At 72.6% G+C, this 22,216-nt stretch carries 22 protein-coding genes; 10 read left to right on the plus strand and 12 right to left on the minus strand.

Annotated features, from left to right (window positions below; translation table 11 throughout):
• Window positions 1-120: 120 nt before the first annotated feature.
• The 7 genes from ACXDC7_RS04040 to ACXDC7_RS04070 all read left to right on the plus strand — a co-directional run bounded on the left by ACXDC7_RS04040 (window position 121) and on the right by ACXDC7_RS04070 (window position 5,395).
• Window positions 121-414, plus strand: coding sequence for a hypothetical protein (locus ACXDC7_RS04040; protein ID WP_281370013.1), 294 nt, complete (start codon window positions 121-123; stop codon window positions 412-414).
• 2 nt (window positions 415-416) lie between these two features.
• The gene (locus ACXDC7_RS04045) at window positions 417-1,619 is read left to right on the plus strand and encodes a cupin domain-containing protein (RefSeq protein WP_459221282.1); all 1,203 of its coding nucleotides are present in this window, start codon (window positions 417-419) and stop codon (window positions 1,617-1,619) included.
• Window positions 1,616-2,524: a sucrase ferredoxin gene (locus ACXDC7_RS04050; RefSeq protein ID WP_459221283.1), complete on the plus strand. Its 909-nt coding sequence runs from the start codon at window positions 1,616-1,618 to the stop codon at window positions 2,522-2,524. The genes ACXDC7_RS04045 and ACXDC7_RS04050 overlap by 4 nt, the downstream gene beginning before the upstream one ends.
• Window positions 2,521-2,931: an ankyrin repeat domain-containing protein gene (locus ACXDC7_RS04055; protein ID WP_459221284.1), complete on the plus strand. Its 411-nt coding sequence runs from the start codon at window positions 2,521-2,523 to the stop codon at window positions 2,929-2,931. Before ACXDC7_RS04050 ends, ACXDC7_RS04055 begins: the two co-directional genes overlap by 4 nt.
• Window position 2,932: 1 nt before the next feature.
• Window positions 2,933-3,757 carry an Fpg/Nei family DNA glycosylase gene (locus tag ACXDC7_RS04060; RefSeq protein ID WP_459221285.1) on the plus strand — a complete coding sequence of 275 codons (825 nt, stop codon included), beginning with the start codon at window positions 2,933-2,935 and terminating at the stop codon, window positions 3,755-3,757.
• Complete coding sequence (locus tag ACXDC7_RS04065) at window positions 3,754-4,347, plus strand: DUF1707 SHOCT-like domain-containing protein (RefSeq protein ID WP_179444704.1); 594 nt, start codon at window positions 3,754-3,756, stop codon at window positions 4,345-4,347. The genes ACXDC7_RS04060 and ACXDC7_RS04065 overlap by 4 nt, the downstream gene beginning before the upstream one ends.
• 109 nt (window positions 4,348-4,456) lie before the next feature.
• Window positions 4,457-5,395, plus strand: a complete 939-nt coding sequence (locus tag ACXDC7_RS04070) for an NAD-dependent epimerase/dehydratase family protein (protein ID WP_459221286.1) — start codon at window positions 4,457-4,459, stop codon at window positions 5,393-5,395.
• Here ACXDC7_RS04070 and ACXDC7_RS04075 read toward each other — a convergent pair.
• From ACXDC7_RS04075 to ACXDC7_RS04110, 8 genes are all read right to left on the minus strand, one after another.
• On the minus strand, window positions 5,387-6,085 hold the full coding sequence (locus ACXDC7_RS04075; RefSeq protein ID WP_459221287.1) for a sirohydrochlorin chelatase: 699 nt from the start codon (window positions 6,083-6,085) through the stop codon (window positions 5,387-5,389). The genes ACXDC7_RS04070 and ACXDC7_RS04075 overlap by 9 nt on opposite strands.
• Window positions 6,072-7,334, minus strand: coding sequence for a uroporphyrinogen-III C-methyltransferase (gene cobA, locus ACXDC7_RS04080; protein WP_459221288.1), 1,263 nt, complete (start codon window positions 7,332-7,334; stop codon window positions 6,072-6,074). The genes ACXDC7_RS04075 and cobA overlap by 14 nt, the downstream gene beginning before the upstream one ends.
• Window positions 7,331-8,638, minus strand: a complete 1,308-nt coding sequence (locus ACXDC7_RS04085) for a sulfate adenylyltransferase subunit 1 (RefSeq protein ID WP_459221289.1) — start codon at window positions 8,636-8,638, stop codon at window positions 7,331-7,333. Before ACXDC7_RS04085 ends, cobA begins: the two co-directional genes overlap by 4 nt.
• Window positions 8,638-9,576 (minus strand): sulfate adenylyltransferase subunit CysD, encoded by a 939-nt coding sequence (cysD, locus tag ACXDC7_RS04090; RefSeq protein ID WP_459221290.1) that lies wholly within the window; start codon window positions 9,574-9,576, stop codon window positions 8,638-8,640. The genes ACXDC7_RS04085 and cysD overlap by 1 nt, the downstream gene beginning before the upstream one ends.
• A complete protein-coding gene (locus ACXDC7_RS04095) occupies window positions 9,573-10,346 on the minus strand; it encodes a phosphoadenylyl-sulfate reductase (RefSeq protein WP_459221291.1) in 774 nt (257 codons plus the stop codon). The genes cysD and ACXDC7_RS04095 overlap by 4 nt, the downstream gene beginning before the upstream one ends.
• Window positions 10,343-10,537: a hypothetical protein gene (locus ACXDC7_RS04100; RefSeq protein WP_459221292.1), complete on the minus strand. Its 195-nt coding sequence runs from the start codon at window positions 10,535-10,537 to the stop codon at window positions 10,343-10,345. The genes ACXDC7_RS04095 and ACXDC7_RS04100 overlap by 4 nt, the downstream gene beginning before the upstream one ends.
• Before the next feature lie 16 nt (window positions 10,538-10,553).
• Window positions 10,554-12,248 carry a nitrite/sulfite reductase gene (locus ACXDC7_RS04105; RefSeq protein ID WP_459221293.1) on the minus strand — a complete coding sequence of 565 codons (1,695 nt, stop codon included), beginning with the start codon at window positions 12,246-12,248 and terminating at the stop codon, window positions 10,554-10,556.
• A 230-nt stretch (window positions 12,249-12,478) separates the two neighbouring features.
• Complete coding sequence (locus ACXDC7_RS04110) at window positions 12,479-13,462, minus strand: hypothetical protein (RefSeq protein WP_459221294.1); 984 nt, start codon at window positions 13,460-13,462, stop codon at window positions 12,479-12,481.
• 165 nt (window positions 13,463-13,627) lie between these two features.
• Between ACXDC7_RS04110 and ACXDC7_RS04115 the strand changes: the two genes are divergently transcribed.
• From ACXDC7_RS04115 to ACXDC7_RS04125, 3 genes are all read left to right on the plus strand, one after another.
• A complete protein-coding gene (locus ACXDC7_RS04115) occupies window positions 13,628-15,025 on the plus strand; it encodes a hemolysin family protein (protein ID WP_179444694.1) in 1,398 nt (465 codons plus the stop codon).
• Window positions 15,026-15,060: 35 nt separating this feature from the next.
• Entirely contained in the window at window positions 15,061-16,134 is a 1,074-nt protein-coding gene (locus ACXDC7_RS04120; RefSeq protein WP_459221295.1) for a hemolysin family protein, read from the plus strand.
• A gap of 141 nt (window positions 16,135-16,275) precedes the next feature.
• Window positions 16,276-17,583 carry a hypothetical protein gene (locus ACXDC7_RS04125; protein ID WP_459221296.1) on the plus strand — a complete coding sequence of 436 codons (1,308 nt, stop codon included), beginning with the start codon at window positions 16,276-16,278 and terminating at the stop codon, window positions 17,581-17,583.
• 7 nt (window positions 17,584-17,590) lie between these two features.
• Here the strand turns inward: ACXDC7_RS04125 and ACXDC7_RS04130 are convergent, their stop codons facing one another.
• The 4 genes from ACXDC7_RS04130 to ACXDC7_RS04145 all read right to left on the minus strand — a co-directional run bounded on the left by ACXDC7_RS04130 (window position 17,591) and on the right by ACXDC7_RS04145 (window position 22,180).
• A complete protein-coding gene (locus ACXDC7_RS04130; RefSeq protein WP_459221297.1) occupies window positions 17,591-18,586 on the minus strand; it encodes a hypothetical protein in 996 nt (331 codons plus the stop codon).
• A gap of 144 nt (window positions 18,587-18,730) precedes the next feature.
• Window positions 18,731-19,240: a DUF779 domain-containing protein gene (locus tag ACXDC7_RS04135; RefSeq protein WP_459221298.1), complete on the minus strand. Its 510-nt coding sequence runs from the start codon at window positions 19,238-19,240 to the stop codon at window positions 18,731-18,733.
• Window positions 19,240-20,763: an acetaldehyde dehydrogenase ExaC gene (gene exaC, locus ACXDC7_RS04140; RefSeq protein WP_179444690.1), complete on the minus strand. Its 1,524-nt coding sequence runs from the start codon at window positions 20,761-20,763 to the stop codon at window positions 19,240-19,242. The genes ACXDC7_RS04135 and exaC overlap by 1 nt, the downstream gene beginning before the upstream one ends.
• Window positions 20,764-20,902: 139 nt before the next feature.
• On the minus strand, window positions 20,903-22,180 hold the full coding sequence (locus tag ACXDC7_RS04145) for an APC family permease (protein ID WP_459221299.1): 1,278 nt from the start codon (window positions 22,178-22,180) through the stop codon (window positions 20,903-20,905).
• Window positions 22,181-22,216: the final 36 nt, after the last annotated feature.

A 22,216-nucleotide genomic window follows, 5' to 3' on the forward strand; every position in this document is an offset into this window, starting at 1 on the left:
CCTGTTCCGTCCTGACCGCTCATGCGGTAGACACGTACCCATGGCGATATCGATCGCCGACCGGACGTCAAGCGCCCGGAAGCAGCGGTCCGTTGGACCACGTTGATTCTTGGAGGAAGCATGACTGACAACACGTTCGACAACGAGCAAGAGGGTCCGGCCGACGGCGGGGCCGCGGGTGTCCCGGGTGTCCATGACGGTGGCGCCGACGGTGGTGCCGACAGCGGCGCCGAGGGCCCCGCGGACGGCGGCGCCTCGGGCGTTTCCGGTGTCCAGGACGGCGGTGCTGATGGCGGCGCCGAGGGTCCGGCCGACGGCGGCGCGAGCGGTACGCCGGGTGTCCAGGACGGCGGCGCCGATGGTGGTGCTGACGGCGGCGCCGACGGTGGTGCCGACGGCGGAGCCAACAACTGATCTTGAGCCCTCGCTCTGATCACCGGGACCCCGGCGCCGATTCCGGCGCCGGGGTTCTGGAGTCCCGCCTGCTGCAGATCGGTCGGAACGAGTTCGCCGACGACTACTGGGCCCGTCGCGCCCTGCTCACCCGCGGCGCCGACGACTTCTCCGATCTCTTCTCTGCCGCCGCGGTCGACGAACTGATCTCCCGCCGCGGCCTGCGAGCGCCCTTCCTGCGTGTCGCCAAGGAGGGTCGCACCCTCCCGGACGCCAGCTTCACCGCGGGTGCCGGTGTCGGCGCCTCCATCGATGATCAACTCGACGACACGGCGCTGTGGCGGCACTTCGCCGACGGCGCGACTCTCGTCCTGCAGGCGCTGCACCGCACGTGGCAGCCGATCGCCGACTTCTCCTCCCGCCTCGGTACCGAGCTCGGCCACCCGGTCCAGGCGAATGCCTACATCACGCCGCCGCAGAACCGTGGCTTCGATGATCACTACGACGTGCACGACGTGTTCGTGCTGCAGATCTCGGGGACCAAGCGCTGGATAATCCACGAGCCGGTGCATCCGGACCCGCTTCGCGACCAGCCCTGGACCGAGCGCAGCGCCGAGGTCGCCGAGGCGGCTCGCGGCGAGGCCATGATCGACACGGTGCTCCGGCCGGGCGACGCGCTCTACCTGCCGCGTGGCTGGCTGCACGCCGCCCAGGCCCAGGGCGAGGTGTCCATCCATCTCACGCTGGGCATCCACAACTGGACGCGGTACGCCGTGGCAGAGCAACTCGCCCAGGCCGCGCTTGCCCGGCTCCGCGACGATCCCGCGATGCGCGCCACCCTGCCGCTCGGCACGACCGGGCCCGATGATCAACTCGACGCGGTCCGCACGGCGTTGACCGCGGCGCTGGCCGAAGCCGATCCCGCGCCGGCCTTCCGGCGTACCCGCCGTGGTCAGGCCCGCCCCGCACCGCTCGGCCCGCTCGCCCAGCTCGCGGCGCTCGACGCGCTGGACGAGGCCACACCGATCCGGCTGCGCGAGGCGCTCGACGCCTCCCTGGACGGCCATCGGCTGAATACCCGCGTCGGCTGGCTCGACCTGCCCGACACCGACCTCGAACGCGTCCGCCGACTGCTCGACGGCCGGTCGGTGGCCGCCGGCGACCTCGGCATCGACCTGGCCCGCCGGCTGCTCCGCTCCGGCGTGGCCCTTCCGGTCGACCGGTGAACGCCGAGCGCTTCCTCTGCGCCGAGCAGGCCCGGGCCCGACAGGATTCGATCGCCGGCACGGCGGCGCCGACCCGGACCTGGCTGTTGATCGAGTACCGGGGGCGCTGGCCGTTCGAGGGCTTCTCCGGCCTGGACATCGACCTGGCAACCAAGATCGACGTCACCTCCGCGGCCCAGTCCGTGGGCGCGCGAGTGCTGCTGATCCGCCGCCCCGGCCGTGTCGATCATGATCGGCCGCAGCGCTGGGCGGTGTTGACCCACGACCGCGACGGCATCGGCCGCCAGACCTGGGGTACCTGGCAGGGCGAAGATGATCTTGCCGCGATCCCGGACGCGTTCGAGGTGCCTGGGCAGGCTGGACTGCCGTCCCCACTGCTGGTCTGTACCCACGGCCTGCACGACACCTGCTGTGCCATCCGCGGCCGGCCGGTCGCGGCCGCGCTCGCGGATCGCTGGCCGGAGCTGACCTGGGAGTGCAGCCATGTCGGCGGTGACCGGTTCGCGGCCAACCTGGTCGTCGCTCCCGACGGTGTCTACTACGGCGAGGTCGACCCCGACCAGGCGATCGCGGTGATCGAAGATCAACTGGCCGACCGGATTCGTCCCGAGCACCTGCGCGGGTACACCACGCTGACCCCGCCGCAACAGGTCGCGGTGATCGAGGCGCTGCGCGCCTACGGTCCGGCCGGGCGGTACGCCTGGCGCGTCCTCGACACCGCCCGGCACGGCGACCGCTGGACCATCCACCTCGCGGGCCGCGCGCCGCTGCCGGCCCGGGTCGAGGTCGAGCTCATCGCCGAGCGCACGGCCGCGCACCGGCTGACCTGCCGGGCTCACCAGGCGGCGTCGGTGATCAACTACCGGCCGGCGGGGATTCGCGAGCTGCCCGGGGTGACCTCGTGACGGGCCCGGGGGACGGCGTGCCCGACGGCAATGATCCGGCCGAGCTGGCGAACTGGCTGTTCGATCGCGCCCGGGCGGGCGAGGCCGAGCTGCTGGCCGCCTATCTGGACGCGGGCGCGCCCGTCGAGCTGACCGACGCCGCAGGCAACACGCTGCTGATGCTCGCCGCCTATCACGGCCACCCGGACGCGGTGAACGTACTGCTCGAACGCGGCGCGAATCCGGATGCGATCAATGACCGCGGCCAGACCCCGCTCGCGGGCGCGATCTTCAAGGGGTACGCCGAGGTCGTGCGGATGCTGGTGGCGGCCGGCGCCGACCCCGATCTGGGCGCGCCGAGTGCCCGCGCCGCCGCGGAGTTCTTCGAGCGCCCGGACCTCGCCGCACTGCTCCCGCCCCGGCCCTGACATGCCCGAGGGCGACACGGTGCACCGCGCGGCGGCCGAGCTGGATGCCGCGCTGACCGGCCAGGTGCTGACCCGCGCCGAGCTCCGCGTACCGCGCTATGCCGCGACCGATCTCACCGGCGCCACCGTCGAGCGGACCCGCGCCCACGGCAAGCACCTGTTCCTGGATCTGCTCACCCACGGCCGCGCGCTGACCCTGCACAGTCATCTGAAGATGGAGGGCGCCTGGCACGTCTACCGGCCGGGCGGCCGCTGGCGGCGCCCGCCGCACACCGCGCGGGTGGTGCTGGCGACCGCGACCGCGCAGGCGATCGGGTTCGATCTCGGCCTGGTCCGGCTCGATGCCCCCGAGCGGATCGCGGCCTCCGTCGCCGATCTCGGGCCCGACCCGCTACGCCCGGACTGGGACGCCGACGAGGCGACCCGCCGGCTGGCCGCCGACCCGGATCGCACGATCGGCGAGGCGCTCCTCGACCAGCGGCGGATCGCCGGGCTCGGCAACGTCTACCGCTGCGAGCTGTGCTTCCTGCGCGGCCTGCACCCGAGCACGCCGGTGGGGGAGGTGGAGCTGGCGCCGCTGGTCGCGCTGGCGTACCGGACGATCAACGACAATGTCGTCCGCCGCGTCCGGGTGTTCACCGGGGTGGACCGCCCCGGTCAGGACCTGTGGGTGCACGGTCGCGAGAACCGGCCCTGCCGGCGGTGCGGTACGCCGATCCGGCGCGGCCGCCTCGGCGGCGGCGAGGGCCTGGAGCGATTCCTCTGGTGGTGTCCGCGCTGCCAGCCCCCGGGCCGCGCCACAATGGGGGCAGGAGGTACCCGATGAGCGACGCGACGATGCGAGTGGGCGACAGCGAGCGGGAGCGGGCGATCGCGCAGCTCGGCGAGCACGCGAGCGCCGGGCGGCTGACCGAGGACGAACTGACCGAGCGGATCAGCCAGAGCGGTGCCGCCAGGACCCGCGGCGAGTTGCGCGCCGTCTTCGCCGATCTGCCCGAGCCGCACCCGCTGCCGCCCGAGGCGCCCGACGAGCCGGCGGCCGCCGCCGGGCCCTCCCCGTGGCCGACCCGGCCCGAGCCCGCCGAGCAGCCCGGCCGGACCGACGCGCCGGCCTGGCCGACGCTGGACGCCCCCGAGGCGCCGGCGTCCGGCGCGCCGGCCAACTTTCCGATCTATCAGCCGAACGACGACCAGCGGGTGGCATCGACGAGCAGCGCCCCCGAGTATCCCGACCCGCTCCGTCCCGGTCAGGGATCTGCCCAGCGGTCGGGGACCGACTGGATGTCCTACATCTGGTTGTTGGTGCCCGCCGCCGTCCTGCTCACCCTGGTCAGCCGGGGCAATGCGTGGATGGCCGTCCCGCTCGCGGTGCTGGCGGTCATGTTCCTCAATCGGCGGTACCGCCGGCGCAACTGACCTCTTCAGTAGCCACCGCCCACTTGAGAGAGCGCTGCTCTTGCAAATGGGCGATCGGTGCTGCATGATGAATCCAGAGAGCAGTGCTCACTCAACTCGAGGAGAAATCATGCGTCATCTGATCACCGGTGCCGGCCAGATCGGCGGCCAGCTTGCCGACGATCTGCTGGCCGACGGTCACGAGGTCGTCGTCCTCCGGCGCAGCGCGCCGGCCGCCGACGCGTCGGGTCGAGGCCCGCGGACGTTCGCCGGCGACGCCGCGGACCGTGACCTGCTGCGCCGCGCCGCCGAGGGCTGCGCCGCCATCCACCACTGCATCCACGCGGCCTATGACGCCCGGGTATGGCGGCGTGAGCTGCCGGGGCGCGAGCGGGCCGTGATGGATGTCGCCGCCGAGCTGGGCGTACCGGTGATCTTCCCCGAATCCGTCTACGCCTTCGGCCATGCGGCGGCCGACCTGGCCGAGGGCGCGCCCTTCGCGCCGGTCGAGGACAAGGGCCGGGTACGCGCGGAGCTGATGGCGGCCCGCGCCGCACACGCCGCGCGCACCGTCAGCGTCGTCGCCTCCGATGTGATCGGGCCGAGCGCCACGCCCGCCGCGTCGGTCGCGCTGTCCACGGTGATCGGGCCAATCGCGGCCGGGCGTACCGCCTGGGTGCTCGCCGACCCCGACCAGCCGCACAGCCTGACCACCATCCCCGACCTGACTCGCGCGATGCGCTACGCCGCCGACCATGCCGATGCCATCGCCCCCGGCGGCGATGCCATCGTCCATGCGCCGACCGACGGCGCGCCCACCCTGCGCGAGGTCGCCGCGGAGACGGCCCGGATCGCCGACACCGGCCGCGAGCCGCGGATCGTCTCCGTGCCCGCCGGGCTGCTGCGCGCGCTCGGCCCGGTCAATCGGTTGATCAAGGAACTGGCGGCCAGTTCCTATCTGTGGCGCCGCCCGGCCGTGCTGCGTCCCGGGATCCTGACCGAGCGGGAGGGGCTGGCGCCGACGCCCTGGCGCGACGCCGTGGCCTCGACGATGCCCCGCTCAGCCTGACCCGCGGCTGATCGCCAGCGACGCCAGCGCGGCCGTGTCGGCGAGCACGCCGTCGATCATGGGTACGCCGGCCTCCGCGCACCGCTCGACCATCCGGTCGCGCAGCACGCCGTCGGCGATCATGTAGCTGACCGCGACAGCCCGAGAACTCGGCAGCTCGGCCAGGGCCTGCGCCAGGGTGGTGCCGCCGTCCAGCGCGGCGACCCGCCAGGCGGCCCAGCCGGTGCCGGGCGGGCGCTTCGCCAGCTCGGCACCGACTGCGGCGACCGCGTCCCGGTCCGACGAGCCCGGCACGTAGACGAGCACGGTGGTATCGGCATCGGGCGTGGCACCCGCCCGCGCCAGCAACTCGGCCAGGCCCGCGCCGACCAACGGATCGGGGCCGAGCGGGGGTGCCGCGGCGAAGCCGTCGAGCCCCGGCCGGGCCCGGATCCGCTCCATGATCGCCGGGACATCGGTGCGCGCGTGATGGGCACGGGTCAGCAATACGGGCACCAGGATGCCGCGCGGGCCCAGCTCGGCCGCGGATTCCTCGGGCGTCGGCCCGTGATGATCAAGATAGGCGACCCGCACCGGGGCGGGGTGCCGCTCGGCGACCGCGGTGGCGAGCCGGCGTACCCCCTCGCCGTGCCGGGGATCCGGCGAACCGTGCGCGAGCAGCAGGATCGGGCGCGGCTCAGGCGAGGTCACCGAGCATCCCGCGGACGCCGACGACCTCGCCGATCACGATGATCGCGGGCGCGCGTACCCGCTCCTGCTCCGCGATCAGCGGCGCCTTCTCCAGGGTGGTCACGGTGGTGCGCTGCGCCGGCGTCCAGCCGCTCTCGATCATGGCGACCGGGGTGTCGGGACGGCGCCCGGCGGCGATCAGTTCGTCGGCGGTACGCCCGAGCGTGGAGACGCCCATCAGCAGCACCAGGGTGGCATCGCTCGGGGCGTCGCGCAGCGCGTGCAGGGCATCCTCGGCGCCGCGATGGGCCGACGCCACGACGAAGGAGCCGGTGATTCCGCGGTGGGTGACCGGGATCCCGGCGGCCGCCGGCACCGAGGTGGCCGAGCTGATCCCGGGCACCACCTCGACGCCGATCCCGTGCTCGGCGCAGAAGATCGCCTCCTCGCCGCCGCGGCCCAGCACGAACGGGTCGCCGCCCTTCAATCGCACCACGGCGCGTCCGGCGCGGGCGTGTTCGACCAGCAGTTCGTTGATCCGCTGCTGCGGCACCGGGTGCCGGTTGGGCTCCTTGCCGACATCGATGATCAACACGTCGTCGTCCAGCTCGTCCAGCAGGTCGCGCGGTCCGAGCCGGTCGGCGATCACCACCTCCGCCGCGGCCAGCAGTTGCCGGCCGCGGACCGTGATCAGGTCAGCTCGTCCGGGCCCTCCGCCGACCAGCGCGACCCGGCCGGGCGCGACCGGTGAGCGGGCATCGTCCCGGGTCCGGCGAAGCGGCAGCAGGCCCGAGTCCAGGGCGGCGGCGACGGCATCGCGGACCGCGACGGCGCGGCGCGGGTCCCCGCCGCCCCCGACCGCGACCGTGAGCCCGTCCGCGGCGCCGGAGCCGCGGGCGACGGCGGGGGTGTGGGCGCTGCTGGCGCGGTGGTCGTCGGCGCGCACACACCAGATGCCGTGGCGGTCGGCCTCGGCGGCGGCCGCGGCATTCGCCGCCGGATCGTCGGTCGCGGCGTGGACCAACCAGATCCGCTCGCCACCGGCGAGCAGCTCGCTCCGGAAGAACTCGGGCCGCCAGGACTCGGGGCGCCAGGTGATCGCACCGTCGCGGACCAGCGCGGCGAGCTCCTCGCCGATCCGCGGAGCGATCACCTCGACGCGCGCGCGGGCCTCGAGCAGCCCGCGCACCCGCCGGGTCGCGACCGTCCCGCCGCCGATCATCACGACGCGGCGCCCGGCCAGGTCGAGCAGCAGCGGGTAGTCGCTCATATCGCCCAGGCCTCGGGTTCGGCGTCGATCGAGACGAGCGGGCCCTCGGTCATCCCGGCCGCGAGCGTGGTGCCGTCGGACTCGCTGATCAACAAGAAGGCGCCGGTCCGCGGCAGGGCGGCATAGGTGTCGACGGGCGACGGCTCGGCCAGCCGCACCCGGACCCGCCCGAGGTCGTTCAGCCCCAGCGACTCGGGCGACGGCCCGCGCTGCAGCGTGGTCACGTCGATCCGGTCCAACAACTCGGTGATCATCCCGCGGACATGCCGCGAGCCGATCCGCACCAGCACCCGGTCGCGCGGGCGCAGCGGGCGCTCGGCCACCACGACCGTCGTCCCGGTCACCTCGCGGACGACCGCCGGCGCCGCGTCCGCCGCGGCGATCAGGTCGCCGCGGGAGATGTCCAGATCGTCGGCCAGCCGCAGCGTCACCGACTGCGGCGCATGGGCATGCGTCAGCTCCTCCAGGCCGCCGTCGGCGATGCCACGGTCGATCCCGATCACCGTGCTGGGCCGTCCGCCCGGCGCGATGATCACCTCATCACCGACCCGCACGCTGCCCGAGGAGACCCGGCCGGCGTACCCGCGATAGTCCGGAAACTGTGCCGACCGGGGCCGGATCACGTACTGCACCGCGAACCGGAACGGTTGCTGCGTCGCCGATTCGCCGACCGGGACAGACTCCAGGTGTTCCAGCAGCGTCGGTCCGGCGTACCAGGGGGTCCGCTGGCTGCGGTCCACCACATTGTCCCCGTCGAGCGCGGAGACCGGGATCGCCGCCACATCGTCGACGCCGAACTCCTTGGCCAGCCGCGAGAAGTCGTCGCGGATCTGGTCGAAGGTCGGCTCGTCGAAGTTGATCAGATCCATCTTGTTCACCGCCAGCGCGACGTGCCGCACGCCGAGCAGCCCGGTCACGGCCAGGTGCCGCCGGGTCTGCTCCACGATCCCGTGCCGCGCGTCGACCAGGATCAGCGCCAGCTCGGCGGTCGAGGCGCCGGTGACCATGTTCCGGGTGTACTGCACGTGTCCGGGCGTGTCGGCGAGCACATAGGAGCGGGTGGGGGTGGAGAAGTACCGGTACGCCACATCGATCGTGATGCCCTGCTCGCGCTCGGCCCGTAGCCCATCGGTGAGCAGCGCCAGATCGGTCGCCGCGAGCCCCCGGTCGGCGCTGGCCCGCTCGACGGCCGCGAGCTGGTCGGCGAGGATCGACTTGGTGTCGTGCAGCAGCCGGCCGACGAGGGTGGACTTCCCGTCGTCGACGCTGCCGGCCGTCGCGAACCGCAACAGATCATGGCTCATCAGAAGTAGCCTTCCTTCTTCCGGTCCTCCATCGCGGCCTCCGAGAGCCGGTCGTCGGCGCGGGTCGCGCCGCGCTCGGTGAGCCGGGTCGCGGCGAGCTCGATGATCACCTCGTCGGGGGTGCGGGCGGTCGAGTCGACCGCGCCGGTGCAGGACATGTCGCCGACCGTGCGGTAGCGGACGGTACGCCGGGCCACCTCCTCGCCCTCGCGCGCTCCGCCCCACTCGCCCGGCGCCAGCCACATCCCGTCCCGGGCGAACAGCTCGCGCTCGTGGGCGTAGTACAGGCTCGGCAGTTCGACGCCCTCCCGGGCGATCCAGCGCCAGACGTCCAGCTCGGTCCAGTTGCTCAGCGGGAACACCCGGACGTGCTCACCCGGTGCGTGCCGGCCGTTGTAGAGATCCCACAGCTCGGGGCGCTGGCGTCGGGGATCCCAACCGCCGAAGGCATCCCGGAGGCTGAACACGCGCTCCTTGGCGCGCGCCTTCTCCTCGTCGCGGCGCCCGCCGCCGAAGACCGCGTCGAAGCGGTGCTCGGCGATGGCGTCGACCAGCGGCTGGGTCTGCAGCGGGTTGCGGGTGCCGTCGGGCCGCTCGGTGAGCCGTCCGTCGTCGAGATAGTCCTGCACGCTCGCCACCTCCAACCGCAGGCCGTAGCGCGCCGCGATCTCGTCCCGGAAGGTCAGCACCTCGGGGAAGTTGTGGCCGGTGTCGACGTGCAACAGCGTCAGCGGGGGCCGCGCCGGCGCGAACGCCCGCAGCGCCAGGTGCAGCATCAGCACCGAGTCCTTGCCGCCGGAGAACAGCAGCGCCGGCCGCTCGAACTGGCCGGCGACCTCGCGGAAGATGTAGATCGCCTCCGACTCGAGCTCGTCGAGCTGATCAAGGCCGCCGCTCGCGGCGGCGGTCGTGGGGGAGATGGTGTCGGTCGAGGTCATGTGTGCAGTCCGCATTCCGTCTTGGCCCTGCCCGCCCAACGGCCGGCTCGGGGGTCTTCTCCGGGCTTGACCGCCCGCGTGCACGGCGCGCAGCCGATCGAGGCGTACCCCAGCTCCCGCAGGGGGTTCTCGTAGACGTAGTTCTCCTTGGTGAACCGCGCCACGTCCTCGTCGGTCCAGGCCGCGATCGGATTGATCTTGATCTTGCCGCGCTTGGCGTCGATGCCGATGATCTCGATGTCGGTACGCGTCGGAGCGTCCACCCGGCGCATCCCCGTCACCCAGGCCGATCGTGCGGCCAGCGCGCGCTCCATCGGCTCGACCTTGCGCATGGCGCAGCAGGCGTCGGGATCGCGATCATGCAGCTTCGGGCCGTACTCGGCGTCCTGCTCGGCGACCGTCAGCCGCGGCGTGATCGTGATCAGCTTGACCGGTGCCAGCACCTCGAACGCGTCCCGGGTCTCGATCGTCTCGTCGAAGTGGTAGCCGGTGTCGAGGAAGAACACCTCGATCCCGGCCGCGGACTCACCGGCCAGGTGGACCAGCACCTCATCGCCCATCGAGCTCGCCACGGTGACCCGCTCGCCGAAGGTCTGGTGCGCCCAGGCCAGCGCCGCCCGCGCGGTCGCCACCCGGTCCTGATAGCTGTCCGAGCGCTCCGGGACCGCCGCCCGCCCGGCCGCGACCAGCCGGTCCAGCTCCGCCGGCTCCAGCCTCACGTCGGCCGGTGCCGCATCGGCGGGAGCGCCGTTGACCTCGAGTTCGATCATGCTTGCTCTCCTTCGGAGGCGGCGATGTGGCCCGGCACGATGGCCCGCTCCAGGCGATGCATCTGCACCGAGAAGACCCGCGCGCAGGACCGGCACAGCCAGCCGTTGCCCGGCTCCTCGACGGGTCGCAGGTCCTCCTCCCCGCAGAACGGGCAGAAGTAGGGCACCGCGCGCAGATTGTCCTCGCTCATCTCGACCCCGGCCGGTTCATCGCAGGAGGTCCTCGTCGGCACGGCGCGCCCAGCCAGCGAAGCTCTCGGCCTCGCCGTCGCGATCGGCCAGATAGTTCGTGGTCACCCGCTCGATGTAGTCGACAAGATCATCGGCGCTGACCCGCAGGGCGCGGGTCTTGCGGGCCAGGCTCGGCTCGGCCCCGAGCGTACCGCCCAGGTGCACCTGGAAGCCGTCGACGGGATTGCCGTCGGCGTCGTCCATCACCAGGCCCTTGAGGCCGATGTCGGCGACCTGGAAGCGGGCGCAGGAGTTGGGGCAGCCGTTCAGGTGCACCGACAGCGGCGAGTCGAAGTCGGGCAGCCGACGCTCCAGCTCATCGACCACGCTGCGCGCCCGCGCCTTCGTCTCGACCAGCGCCAGCTTGCAGAACTCGATCCCGGTGCAGGCCATCACGCCGCGCCGGAACTCGCTCGGGCGGGCGGTCAGGCCGAGCTCGGCCAGCCCGTTCTCCACGGCCGGCACGTCGCCCGCCGGCACGTCGAGGACCAGCAGCTTCTGGTGCGGGGTGAGCCGAACCCGGCCCGAGGCGTACCGCCCGGCCAGCTCGGCCACGGCGAGCAGCGTCGTGCCCGAGACCCGGCCGCCGATCGGCGTCACTCCGACCCAGAAGTTGCCGTCGTGCTGGGCATGTGCGCCGACATGATCACGCCGGTCGTCCGGCGCGCCGGCCGGGGCGGGGCCGTCGATCAGCGGCCGCTGCAGATACTCACCCTCCAGCATCTCGCGGAACTTCTCCGGACCCCAGTCGGCCACCAGGAACTTCAGCCGGGCGCGGTGCCGCAGCCGGCGATAGCCGTAGTCGCGGAAGATCCCGACGACGCCGGCCCACACCTCCGGCACCTCCGCCAGCGGCACCCATGCGCCGAGCCGCTGGGCGAACATCGGGTTCGTGGACAGACCGCCGCCGACCCACAGGTCGAATCCCGGACCATGATCGGGATGGTTCACCCCGACGAAGGACACGTCGTTGATCTCGTGCGCGACATCGAGCGCCGGGGAGCCGGAGATCGCGGTCTTGAACTTGCGCGGCAGATTGGAGAACTCCGGGCTGCCGATGTAGCGGCGCTGGATCTCCTCGATCGCCGGCGTGCCGTCGATCACCTCGTCGGCGGCCAGCCCGGCGACCGGCGAACCGAGGATCACCCGGGGGGTGTCGCCGCACGCCTCGGCGCTGGACAGCCCGACCGCCTCCAACCGCCGCCAGATCTCCGGCACGTCCTCGATCCGGATCCAGTGCAACTGGATGTTCTGCCGGTCGGTGATGTCGGCGGTGTCGCGGGCGAACTCGACCGAGATCTGCGCGATCACGCGCAGTTGATCACCGGACAGCGCGCCGCCGTCGCTGCGGATCCGGAGCATGAAGAACTCGTCGTCCAGCTCCTCGGCGGGCAGGCTGCCGGTACGCCGGCCGTCGATCCCGGGGCGGCGCTGGGTGTAGAGGCCCCACCAGCGCATCCGCCCCCGAAGGTCATCGCCCGGGATGGAGGCGAAGCCCTCCTTGGCGTACGTCTCGATGATCCGGGTGCGCACGTTCAGGCCGTCGTCGGCGGCCTTGAACTCCTCGTTGTGGTTGAGCGGCGTCCGGTCGCCATCGGCCCAGGCGCCGGTGGTCTTCGGCTTGCCGCCGCGGGTGCGGCGCTCGGAGCTCGACTCGGTGGTCGTGGGCATCGGGATTCCTCGTGGAGGGGTACGCGGGGCGTACCGGTGACAGGGGCGGGGGCGCGTCGATGGACCCGGCTGGTGTGCCGGGTCAGCGCATGCGACAGACGGCGCTGTCGATCAGCATCATGTCCACGTGGATCCGTGTGACGAGCAGATTCGCCATGAGCACAAGCATGCTTGAATTCTCAACCCGACCCAACCCGTGTCCGGCATGTAGGAATCGGGGCCAGATGGACTCAGCGCCCCAGGCGCTCCGGCTCGGGGATGTCCGCGCCCTCGGCGCCGAGCAGCAGCCGGAAGTCGCGCGGATCCGCGCCGTCGGGCGTGCTGCTCAGCGCGATCAGGCCCACCGGCAGGTCGCCGCGACCGCAGGTCGGCCCGGCGCAGCAGGTCACCCAGCTCCGCAACCGGTCCGGTGACTCCAGCCGCCAGCTCGCCCCCTCGCCGACGGCCAGGTCGGGATGCCTCGCCGCGGCCCATTCCTTCGCGGCCGAGGCGAGCCGGGCCGCCAGCGCCCTGATCGCGGTGTGGTCGGGCAGCGCGGGACCGATGTTCGCGGCAACCGGGCGCGCATCGTCGCCGATCGAGATCTGGTACGCCGCGACCGTGCCCAGCAACAACCTCCGCTCCACCTGTGCGTAGGCGGCGAGCGTCGGCGGCGCCACCGCGGGGATGCCGGCCGCCCACTGCCGCGGAATCACCGACACGTTGACGTGGCTCACCCCGGGCAGCCCGGCACGGGACCGCCCGGCCAGCCAGTCGCGCGCGACCGTCTCGATCCGGTCGCACATCGCCGCGAAGTCCAGCCCGCCGTCGTCGATGTCGATCGATCCGGTGATCAGCCCCGGCGGGGTGGTCGTCGAGCTCGGGGCGGGTGGCGGCGCGCTGCCCAGGGTGACGAACCCGCCGGCGGCGAACGCATCGCGCAGGCCGCGGAAATTGGCCGACTCCTCGCGGCCGGTGGCGTAGGCGTCGGCCAGCCGCACGTTGTCGCGGATCGTCACCGCGCCGTCGGGTTCGTCGACGAAGCCGTAGGTCGCGGTCAGTGCGGGGAAGAGGATCGCACCCGGTGCCCAGGCGGCGCGGACCACCCACAGCTCGCCCGGGAACTCCCGCTCGGCCCGCGCGCGGGCTTCGGCGACCGCATCGAACGGCGCCACCGAACAGCCCGCCAGCAGCGGCACCAGCCCCGCGGTGACCGCGAAGCTTCGCCGATTCATCGCCGGGCGCCGATCGCGTGCATGCCGGGATTCTCGGCCCGCGGGGGGCCAGCGCGCGCTTCGGCGGCGCGATCTCGGCTGCTACGCTTCCGACGCCATGGACGACTCTGCGTTGCCCCCACCGCCCGACGAACCCTGTAGTACTTCGCCGGCAGGAGCTCGCTCATGAGCTGGGTCCTGCTGGCCATCGCCATCGCGCTCGTCTTCTTGTGCGGCATCTTCGTCGCAGCCGAATTTTCCTTCGTCACGGTCGATCGCGGACAGGTACGCCGTGAGGCCGAGGCGGGCGATCGCGCCGCCCAGGGCCTGGACAAGGCCCTCACCCAGCTCTCCACCCAACTGTCCGGTGCCCAGGTCGGCATCACCTTGACCAACCTGGCGATCGGTTTCCTCGCCGAGCCCGCGGTGGCCGAGTTGTTGCGTACCCCGTTGGCCGCGGCCGGCGTACCCGAGATGGCCATCGGGCCGATCGCCCTCGGCGCCGCACTGGTGGCGGCCAATGTCGTGACAATGGTCTACGGCGAGCTGGTCCCGAAGAATCTCGCGATCGCCGCGCCGATGCGTACCGCCAAGCTCACCCAGCTCCCGATGCGGATCATCACCGCCGCGCTGTACGTGCCCATCCGGCTGTGCAACGGGGCCGCCAACGCGATCGTGCGACTGCTCGGCTTCGAGCCGCAGGAGGAGTTGCGTTCGGTCCGGTCGCCCGAGGAGATCGCCTCCCTGGTCCGCCGCTCGGCCCACCAGGGCATGCTCGACACCGAGACCGCGACGCTGATGGAACGCTCGCTGGCCTTCGCGAATCTGACCGCGGCCGACATCATGACCCCGCGCGTGCGCATGCACACCGTCCGCGCCGACGCGCCGGTACAGGCCGTGCTGGACGCGTCCCGGGCCACCGGGCACTCCCGCTTCCCGGTGACCGGCCGCGGCGAGGAGGCAGACGACGTGGTCGGCATCGTGCACGTCAAGGACGCGGTTGCCGTGGCACCGGACGACCGCGACGCGGTCAGGGTCGCCGAGCGGATGAGCCGGCCGGTGCTGGTGCCGGAGACGCTGCAGCTCGATCCGCTGCTGACCCAGTTGCGCGACGAGGGGATGCAAGTGGTGCTGGTCGTCGACGAATACGGCGGCACGGCCGGCCTGGTCACGCTCGAGGACGTGGTCGAGGAGCTGGTCGGCGACATCGCCGACGAGCACGACACCGCATCGTCGGGGCTGCGTCGCCGCCGCGACGGCAGTTGGGCGGTCTCGGGGCTGCTGCGGCCGGACGAGATCGCCGAGCGGACCGGGGTGTCGCTGCCCGAGGGCGAGTACTACGACACCGTCGCCGGCATGTTCGTCACGCTGTTCGGGGCGATCCCGGCCGCCGGCGACACCGTGACGGTCGCGGTCGCCCGTCAGGTCGATCTCGACGCCGACGGCGCCGACGAGGTGGGCGAGTACCAGGTCAGGCTGACCGTCGAGCGGATGGACGGGCGCCGGGTCGACCGGTTGCGGATGGTGGTGCTGGACGATCTGGTGGACGAGCACCCGGAGCGGCGATCGGGGGCGCTCGGATGATGCCCGTTCTTCCGGTGATGCCTGTCCTTCCGGTTATGGCCGAGTCGGTGGTGCCGGTCCAGGTCGCGCTCTGGCTCGGCGTCGCGCTGTTGTTGTTCAACGCCTTCTTCGTCGGCGCTGAGTTCGCGCTGATCTCGGTCCGGCGTACCAAGATCGAACCGCTCGCCCGGGAGGGCTCGGGGCGGGCGCGGACGACACTGCGGGCGATGGGCGAGGTGTCGCTGATGATGGCCGGCGCGCAGCTCGGCATCACCGTCTGCACGGTGTTGCTGGGCGCGATCGCCGAGCCCGGCCTGGCGACCCTGCTCGGGCCGCTGGTCGCGATGACCGGCCTGCCGGCGGAGGCGACCGGGGTGATCTCGTTCGTGATCGCGATCAGCATCGTGGTGTTGCTGCACGTCGTGCTCGGCGAAATGGTGCCGAAGAACATCGCGCTGGCCGCCCCCGAGCGCTCCTCGCTGACGCTGGGCCCGCCGCTGATGTTCGTGGTGACGGTGCTGCGGCCGCTGATCTGGGTGCTGAACCAGATCGCCAACCTGAGCCTGCGCGCGATGGGGGTGACCCCGCGCGATGAGGTTGCCTCGGCGTACACGCCGGAGGAGGTGCGCGGCATCGTCGAGGAATCGCGCGAGGAGGGCATGCTGAAGAACCAGTCCTATGAGCTGTTGTCGGGCGCCCTGAGCTTCTCCGACCGGACGATCGAGCCCGTGCTGCTCCCGCTCGCCGAGCTCGCCTGGGTCACCCCCGAGTCGAGCGTCGCCGATCTGGAGGATCTCACCGCGCGGACCGGTTACTCGCGGTTCCCCGTGTTCGCCGAGCACGACGAGGCGGCGCCGGAGGTGCGCGGCTATGTGCACATCAAGGACACGCTCGGCGAGCCGCGCGACACCGTGATCAACAACAAGTGGACGCGTCCGATGCCGATCGTCCGCTTGGACACCCCGCTGCGCGAGGCGATGCAGATGATGCAGGCGCGCCGCGCGCACATGGCGGCGGTGCTCGGCGAGGACGACGAGACGCTCGGCGTGATCGCCCTGGAAGACGTCTTGGAGGAACTGGTCGGGCAGGTCCGCGACGCCACCCGCGCCGACGACCGCAGCGCGAGCTGACCCGCGGCCGGGCGGCCGACACGCGGCGCCCGCCGATCGGGGTGGGCGTCGGCCGCGCGCGGCGGCTACGCTGACCGGCCGTGGGCCGCCGGCCCGCCGGCGGCCGGACGGCCGCCCGACCTTCGGGGGAAGGCCGATCGGGTGACCGACACGATCACGAAGCGCGCCCCGCGCGGGCGTCGCACCGTCGCGCCCGGTGTGGTGGATCGGATCTATCGCGGCGTCGTCAACCACGCCGTCTGGGGAGACCTGGTGGTGCCGGCCCCGGACGACATCCGCTCGGCGATCCTGGAGCTTGCCCGCCGCGGACCGTGGGTACGCCTCGGCCTGACCGCGACCCCCTCCGGACGCTGGCTGTTCGACCCGGGGCGGCTGCGCGAGGTGGTCGAGGCGATGGTCGTGCCCCTGCCGGATCCTGACCCGGACCGGCCGACGGCCGACGATGTGGCGACCGTGCTTCGGCACGGCCGGGCCCATCCGGCGGGGCCGCTGACCTACCAGTTGTGGCACTCGCCGTTCCGGGTGGCACTGTCCTGCAGCCACGACCTGGCCGACGGCCGGACGATCGACGCGATGACGTCGGGCATCCTGCGCTTCGCCGCGGACGGGGTGCTGCCCGAGTGGGCGCAGTCGCGCGACCCCCGGGCCCCGCTGGCGCGCGCGCTGCTGCACACGTTCTCCTCGCGGGCCGCGGTGAGCGGGCTGCTGGATGCCCGACGCGAGGCGCGCCACGAGGACCCGGCGCCGGAGCTGCCCGATCCCGGGCCCGGCGTACCCGCAACGCGGACCGTGGTCCTGCGCGGCGCCGGTCGCGAGGTCCGCCGGGAGATCCTGCAGTGGCGGCGTGCGCACGCGCCGCGGGCCAGCCAGGCGATGGTCTCCCTGAGCATCGTCCGGCTCGCGTTGCACCGGGTCGGCCTGGCTCAACAGCCGCGGGTGAATCTGGTGGTCGACAACCGGCGCTATCTGCCCCGGCCGCGGCGGGTGCACGGCAACTTCGTCAGCGGTCTCGCACTGCCCGTGCCCGAGCTGGCCGATCCGTCCGCGCTCACCGAGCGCGTGCAGAGAGTGGTCGAGTCCGGGCGCCCACTGGCGGTGATGGCGCTCGGCGCCGCCCGGGCGCTGGCCCGGCGCGGCGGTGCGGAGCAGGGGCCGGGCGGCGCGGTGCATCCGGCCGCACCGATCGGGCTGACGCACGTCTTCATGGGGCGCTGGGTCTCCGGCGACGCCTGGCCGTGGGCCGGCGAGCGGCGCGAGATGGCCTGCTGGACCGAGCCCGGCGATCCCGCCGGGGTGGCGGTGCTGGTCAGCCAGGCGGGCGGCGGCTGGTGGTACAACCTCAGCCACCATCGCTCGGGCGAGGCCGCGGAACGGATCGCCGAGGCGGCGCGGCTCGCCGCCGAGGAACCCGTCAGCTTGTTGGAATCGGCCCGCGAACGGTGGCGCTGACCGCCGGTCAGGGCAGCAGCCGCGAGTTCTCGTCCGGCCGGCGGCGGTGCGCGATCATCGCCGCGCCGACCACGGCGACGAACCCGGCACCGACGATGAACCAGACCCAGATCGGGACCAGGGTGAGCTCGGACGGCCGCGCCGAATCCTGGCCGGGGGCCGCCGCGACGGTGGCCGACTCGCTCGGCGTGGCCTCCTCGGGCGCGGGGGCCGGCTCGTCGGTCTGCGCCTCCGCCTGCGGATCGGGCGGGCGGTTCAGGGTCAGCGTGAGCGGCTGCTCCGCGCCGGTCAGCGCATCGGTGCCTTCGAAACTGATCAGCAGCGGGTACGCCGGGAAGTCCCCGGCGTCTCCCGCGCCCGGCGGCACGGTGACCTGGGCATCGAAGCGGCCCTGGTCGTCGGTGTCGATCGTGTCCAGGTGATCGGCGGCCGCGCCACCGAGCACCTCGACGCTGACCCGCCCGGTCGGCCGACCGTCGCCACGGGTGACCTGCCCGCTCACCCGCACGGGCTGGCCCTGGTCGACGGGCGCGGGGTCGACCTGGGCGGTCAGCGCCGTCTGCGCGCGCCGGCCGGTGATCTGCAACAGGTCACCCTGGACGGCGGCATTGCGCGTGTCGTCGCCCTCGATCATCGCGAGAAGCTGCCGGTCGCCCGGTCGCGCGTCGCCGGGGACGACGAAGGAGCCCCGCAACATTCCACCCTCGCCGGTCTCGATGGTGGCCAGAACCTGCTCGCCGTCGAAGGTCACGTCAACCGGCACCCCGGCGGGGCCGGGCTGTCCGCCGATGGTCACCGAGCCCGTCACGCCGACCTGTTCGCCGGGCCCCGCGACCAAGGTTTGGTACTCCACCGACAGGGCCGTCGGGGCGGGTTCGGCGGCGGCCGTCGGTGCCCGGCCGGCCAGCAGCGCCAGACCCAGGAGCGCGAGGGTGAGGGGGAGCGCGAGGGTGAGGGGGAGCGCAAGCACCCGGGCGGTGCCGGCGCGCGGCGTACCACTCATTGCAGACAAGACCCTTCCGACTTCCCGCCGCGAGGGAGCCCCGGGCAGTGCAGGCCAGTTTGCCTGTCCGGATGAGAGATTCCCAGCACCGGCGAGGAGTTTCCTCAGGTACGCCGATTCCTCGCGTCGGCGCGAACGACGCGATCAGCGAGTTGCGGCCGGCCGACACACCTCGCCGAGCGCCCCGGTGGGTTCGACCGGGCCGAGCGGGTCGGGCAGGGGCGCGCCCTCCTCGACGGCCGACCCGGTGAGCACCGGCGGCAGCCGGTCCTCGCGCTCGGGCGGGATGACCCGCGACCGGGTCAGGAAGCGTTGCCCCTCGGGTGCCTCCAGGGAGAATCCCGAACCGCGGCCGGGTACGGCGTCGAGCACGAGTTGGGTGTGCTTCCACAGCTCGTACTGCGAGCCCGAGATCCAGACCGGGACGCCGGGCTCGCCGGGGCCCGCGCTGATCACGCCGAGCAGCACATCGCGGTCGCCGACGATGAACTCGCCCTGGGGGTAACACATCGGTGCCGACCCGTCGCAGCAGCCGCCGGACTGGTGGAACATCACCGGGCCGTGCCGACCGACCAGGCGGCCGAGGAGCTCGGCCGCCCGGTCGGTGATCAGCACGCGGCTCGACCATTCGGTCGGGGTGCCGGGATCATCCATCAGAAGAAGCCCATCTCCTTGTCCGAGTAGGAGACCAGCATGTTCTTGGTCTGCTGGTAGTGATCAAGCATCATCGCGTGGTTCTCCCGCCCGATGCCGGACTGCTTGTAGCCGCCGAACGCCGCGTGCGCGGGATAGAGGTGATAGCAGTTCACCCAGACGCGGCCGGCCTGGATCTCCCGCCCGGCGCGGTAGGCCGTGTTGCCGTCGCGGGACCAGACCCCGGCGCCGAGTCCGTAGAGGGTCTCGTTGGCGATCTGCATCGCCTCGTCGAAGTCGGTGAAGCTGGTCACGCTGACCACCGGACCGAAGATCTCCTCCTGGAAGATCCGCATGTTGTTCTTGCCCTCGAAGATCGTCGGCTGGACATACCAACCGCCGGCGAGCTCGCCGTCGAGCTGGGCTGCCTCGCCGCCGACCAGCACGTTCGCGCCCTCGTCCTTGCCGATCTGGATGTAGGACATGATCTTCTCGAACTGATCATTCGAGGCCTGCGCGCCGACCTGGGTGTCGGTGTCGAACGGGTCGCCCTGCTTCACGTTGCGGGTACGCTCGACCACCTTGGCCAGGAACTCGTCATAGATGCCGCCCTGGACCAGCGCGCGCGAGGGGCAGGTGCACACCTCGCCCTGGTTCAGCGCGAACATCGTGAATCCCTCGACCACCTTGTTCGCATAGTCATCGGCCTTGGCGAAGACATCGTCGAAGAAGATGTTCGGGCTCTTCCCGCCGAGCTCCAGGGTCACTGGGATCAGGTTCTGCGAGGCGTACTGCATGATCAACCGGCCGGTCGTCGTCTCGCCGGTGAACGCGACCTTGCGGATCCGCGGGTTGGAGGCGAGCGGCTTGCCGGCCTCGGTGCCGAAGCCGTTCACGACGTTGAGCACGCCGGGCGGGAACAGATCGCCGACGATCTTCATCAGCTCCAAGATCGACACCGGCGTCTGCTCGGCCGGCTTGAGCACCACGCAGTCACCGGCGGCGAGCGCCGGGGCGAGCTTCCAGATCGCCATCAGCAGCGGGAAGTTCCACGGGATGATCTGACCGACCACGCCCAGCGGCTCGTGGAAGTGATAGGCGACGGTGTCCTCGTCGATCTGGCTGATCGTGCCTTCCTGGGTGCGGATCGCGCCGGCGAAGTAACGCAGATGATCAACGGCGAGCGGGATGTCGGCGGCCAGCGGCTCGCGGATCGCCTTGCCGTTGTCCCAGCTCTCCGCGGCGGCCAGCGCCTCGGCGTTCGCCTCCATCCGGTCGGCCATCTGCAACAGCAGGTTGGACCGCTCGGTGGTGGAGGTCTTCGACCAGGCGGGGAACGCGCGCCAGGCGGCGTCGAGCGCCTTTTCGATGTCGTCGGCATTGGAGCGCGCGACCTCGGTGTAGACCTTGCCCGTGACCGGCGACGGATTCTCGAAGTATTCACCGCTCGCCGGCGGCACCCACTCGTTGTTGATCCAGTTGTCGTAGCGGTCCTGCAGCGTGATCGGCGAGCCCTCGGTGCCGGGCTTCGGGATGACTGGCATGTGACGTCCTTGTCCTGCGAGTGCGGTGGGCCACGCCGCCCTGACGGCCGCCCGGCCCCGGACGACCAGTATCCGCCCGGTCGCGGACGAAGTCCACCGGTCGCCGGGACCGCGTGAGGGGCCGGCCGTGGGCGATCGATCAGCCGGTACGCCGGCCGCGGGCGACCCGCCAGCCGAGCAGGATCGCCGCGATCGCCGCCGGCACCAGCAGATGGGCGGCCGCGAACGGCGCCGGGATCAGCAGCAGGGCCACCGCGAGGCCGGCGACCCATCGCGACCGGCCGCTGAACAGCCGCCAGGCCGCCGCCGCGCCCAACAGATAGGTGACCAGCACCAGCACCGACGGTACGAAGACCAGATCGTCGGTGCCCCAGCCGAACAGCGCCGAGCCGAGCAGCCCCGCCCCGCCGATCCCGCCGACGGTGAGCACGGCGGCGACGGGTACGCCGCGGGCGGACCGTCGCCCGAGCCAGTGCGGCGCCCAGCCGTCGCGGCCGAGCGCGAAGCCGAGCCGCGAGACCGACGCCACGAAGGCATTGGTGGTGCCGAGGCAGATGATCGCGGCGGCGACCCCCATGATCACCACCGCGGAGAGGCCGAGCCCGTTCTCGACGATCCGGCCGAGCGCGATCCGGTCCAGCTCGGGCGTGCCGTAGGTGCCGGTGCCCACCACGGCGAGCGCCACGCCGAGGTAGAGGATGCCGACGATCGCGGCCGTGCACGCGGTGGCGAGCGGCAGCGTGCGGCGTACGTCCTGGAACTCCCCGGACAGGTGGGCGATCGCCTCCCAGCCGGCGAAGGCGAAGAACAACACGATCGTCGCGCGACCGATGCCCGCCGGCCCGGCCGGCGCGAACGGGCGAAATGCGGCCGGATCGAGCTGGGGCAGCGCGATCACGATGACGGCGGCGAGGATCACCGCGACGGCCGCCGCGAGCGCGATCTGCAGCCGGGCGCCGATCCGCAGGCCGGCCAGATTCGCGGCGACCGCGGCGGCGAGCACGCCCGCGGCGAACAGCGGCGCGAGGCGCTGGTCGAGGCCCGCGGCGGCACACAGGTAGTAGCCGGCCGTGAGCGGGACGATCGTCTGGCCGACGGATCCGGCGATGAAGTACCACCAGCCGGCGATGCCGCCCGCCGCCGGCCCGAACGCCCGGGCGGCGTAGGTCGCGACGCCGCCGGCGTCGGGGTGCCGCGAGGCCAGGGCGGCAAAGGTGAACGCGAGCGGCAGCCCGGCCAGCAGGCTGAACCCCCAGGCGAGGAGCGAGGCGGGACCGGCGAGCGAGGCCGCCTGCCCCGGCAGCACCAACACCCCGGCGCCGAGGATCGCGCACACGTAGAGCGCCGTGCCCTGGACGACCCCGATGGTCTGCTCGGGGGCCGGGGCGTGCTCGGGGGTGTCGAGTCGTTCGGTCATGTCGCCCATCGCAGGGGACGGGCCGGTGTCGCGCGA

It is taken from the genome of Naumannella huperziae (genome assembly GCF_054073625.1).

Coding starts and splice junctions, on each gene's coding strand:
- ACXDC7_RS04040 (WP_281370013.1), top strand. CDS start 121: ATGACTGACAACACGTTCGACAACGAGCAAGAGGGTCCGGCCGACGGC.
- ACXDC7_RS04060 (WP_459221285.1), top strand. CDS start 2,933: ATGCCCGAGGGCGACACGGTGCACCGCGCGGCGGCCGAGCTGGATGCC.
- ACXDC7_RS04065 (WP_179444704.1), top strand. CDS start 3,754: ATGAGCGACGCGACGATGCGAGTGGGCGACAGCGAGCGGGAGCGGGCG.
- ACXDC7_RS04070 (WP_459221286.1), top strand. CDS start 4,457: ATGCGTCATCTGATCACCGGTGCCGGCCAGATCGGCGGCCAGCTTGCC.
- cobA (WP_459221288.1), bottom strand. CDS start 7,334: ATGAGCGACTACCCGCTGCTGCTCGACCTGGCCGGGCGCCGCGTCGTG.
- ACXDC7_RS04085 (WP_459221289.1), bottom strand. CDS start 8,638: ATGAGCCATGATCTGTTGCGGTTCGCGACGGCCGGCAGCGTCGACGAC.
- cysD (WP_459221290.1), bottom strand. CDS start 9,576: ATGACCTCGACCGACACCATCTCCCCCACGACCGCCGCCGCGAGCGGC.
- ACXDC7_RS04095 (WP_459221291.1), bottom strand. CDS start 10,346: ATGATCGAACTCGAGGTCAACGGCGCTCCCGCCGATGCGGCACCGGCC.
- ACXDC7_RS04100 (WP_459221292.1), bottom strand. CDS start 10,537: ATGAGCGAGGACAATCTGCGCGCGGTGCCCTACTTCTGCCCGTTCTGC.
- ACXDC7_RS04105 (WP_459221293.1), bottom strand. CDS start 12,248: ATGCCCACGACCACCGAGTCGAGCTCCGAGCGCCGCACCCGCGGCGGC.
- ACXDC7_RS04110 (WP_459221294.1), bottom strand. CDS start 13,462: ATGAATCGGCGAAGCTTCGCGGTCACCGCGGGGCTGGTGCCGCTGCTG.
- ACXDC7_RS04115 (WP_179444694.1), top strand. CDS start 13,628: ATGAGCTGGGTCCTGCTGGCCATCGCCATCGCGCTCGTCTTCTTGTGC.
- ACXDC7_RS04120 (WP_459221295.1), top strand. CDS start 15,061: ATGGCCGAGTCGGTGGTGCCGGTCCAGGTCGCGCTCTGGCTCGGCGTC.
- ACXDC7_RS04130 (WP_459221297.1), bottom strand. CDS start 18,586: ATGAGTGGTACGCCGCGCGCCGGCACCGCCCGGGTGCTTGCGCTCCCC.
- ACXDC7_RS04135 (WP_459221298.1), bottom strand. CDS start 19,240: ATGGATGATCCCGGCACCCCGACCGAATGGTCGAGCCGCGTGCTGATC.
- exaC (WP_179444690.1), bottom strand. CDS start 20,763: ATGCCAGTCATCCCGAAGCCCGGCACCGAGGGCTCGCCGATCACGCTG.
- ACXDC7_RS04145 (WP_459221299.1), bottom strand. CDS start 22,180: ATGACCGAACGACTCGACACCCCCGAGCACGCCCCGGCCCCCGAGCAG.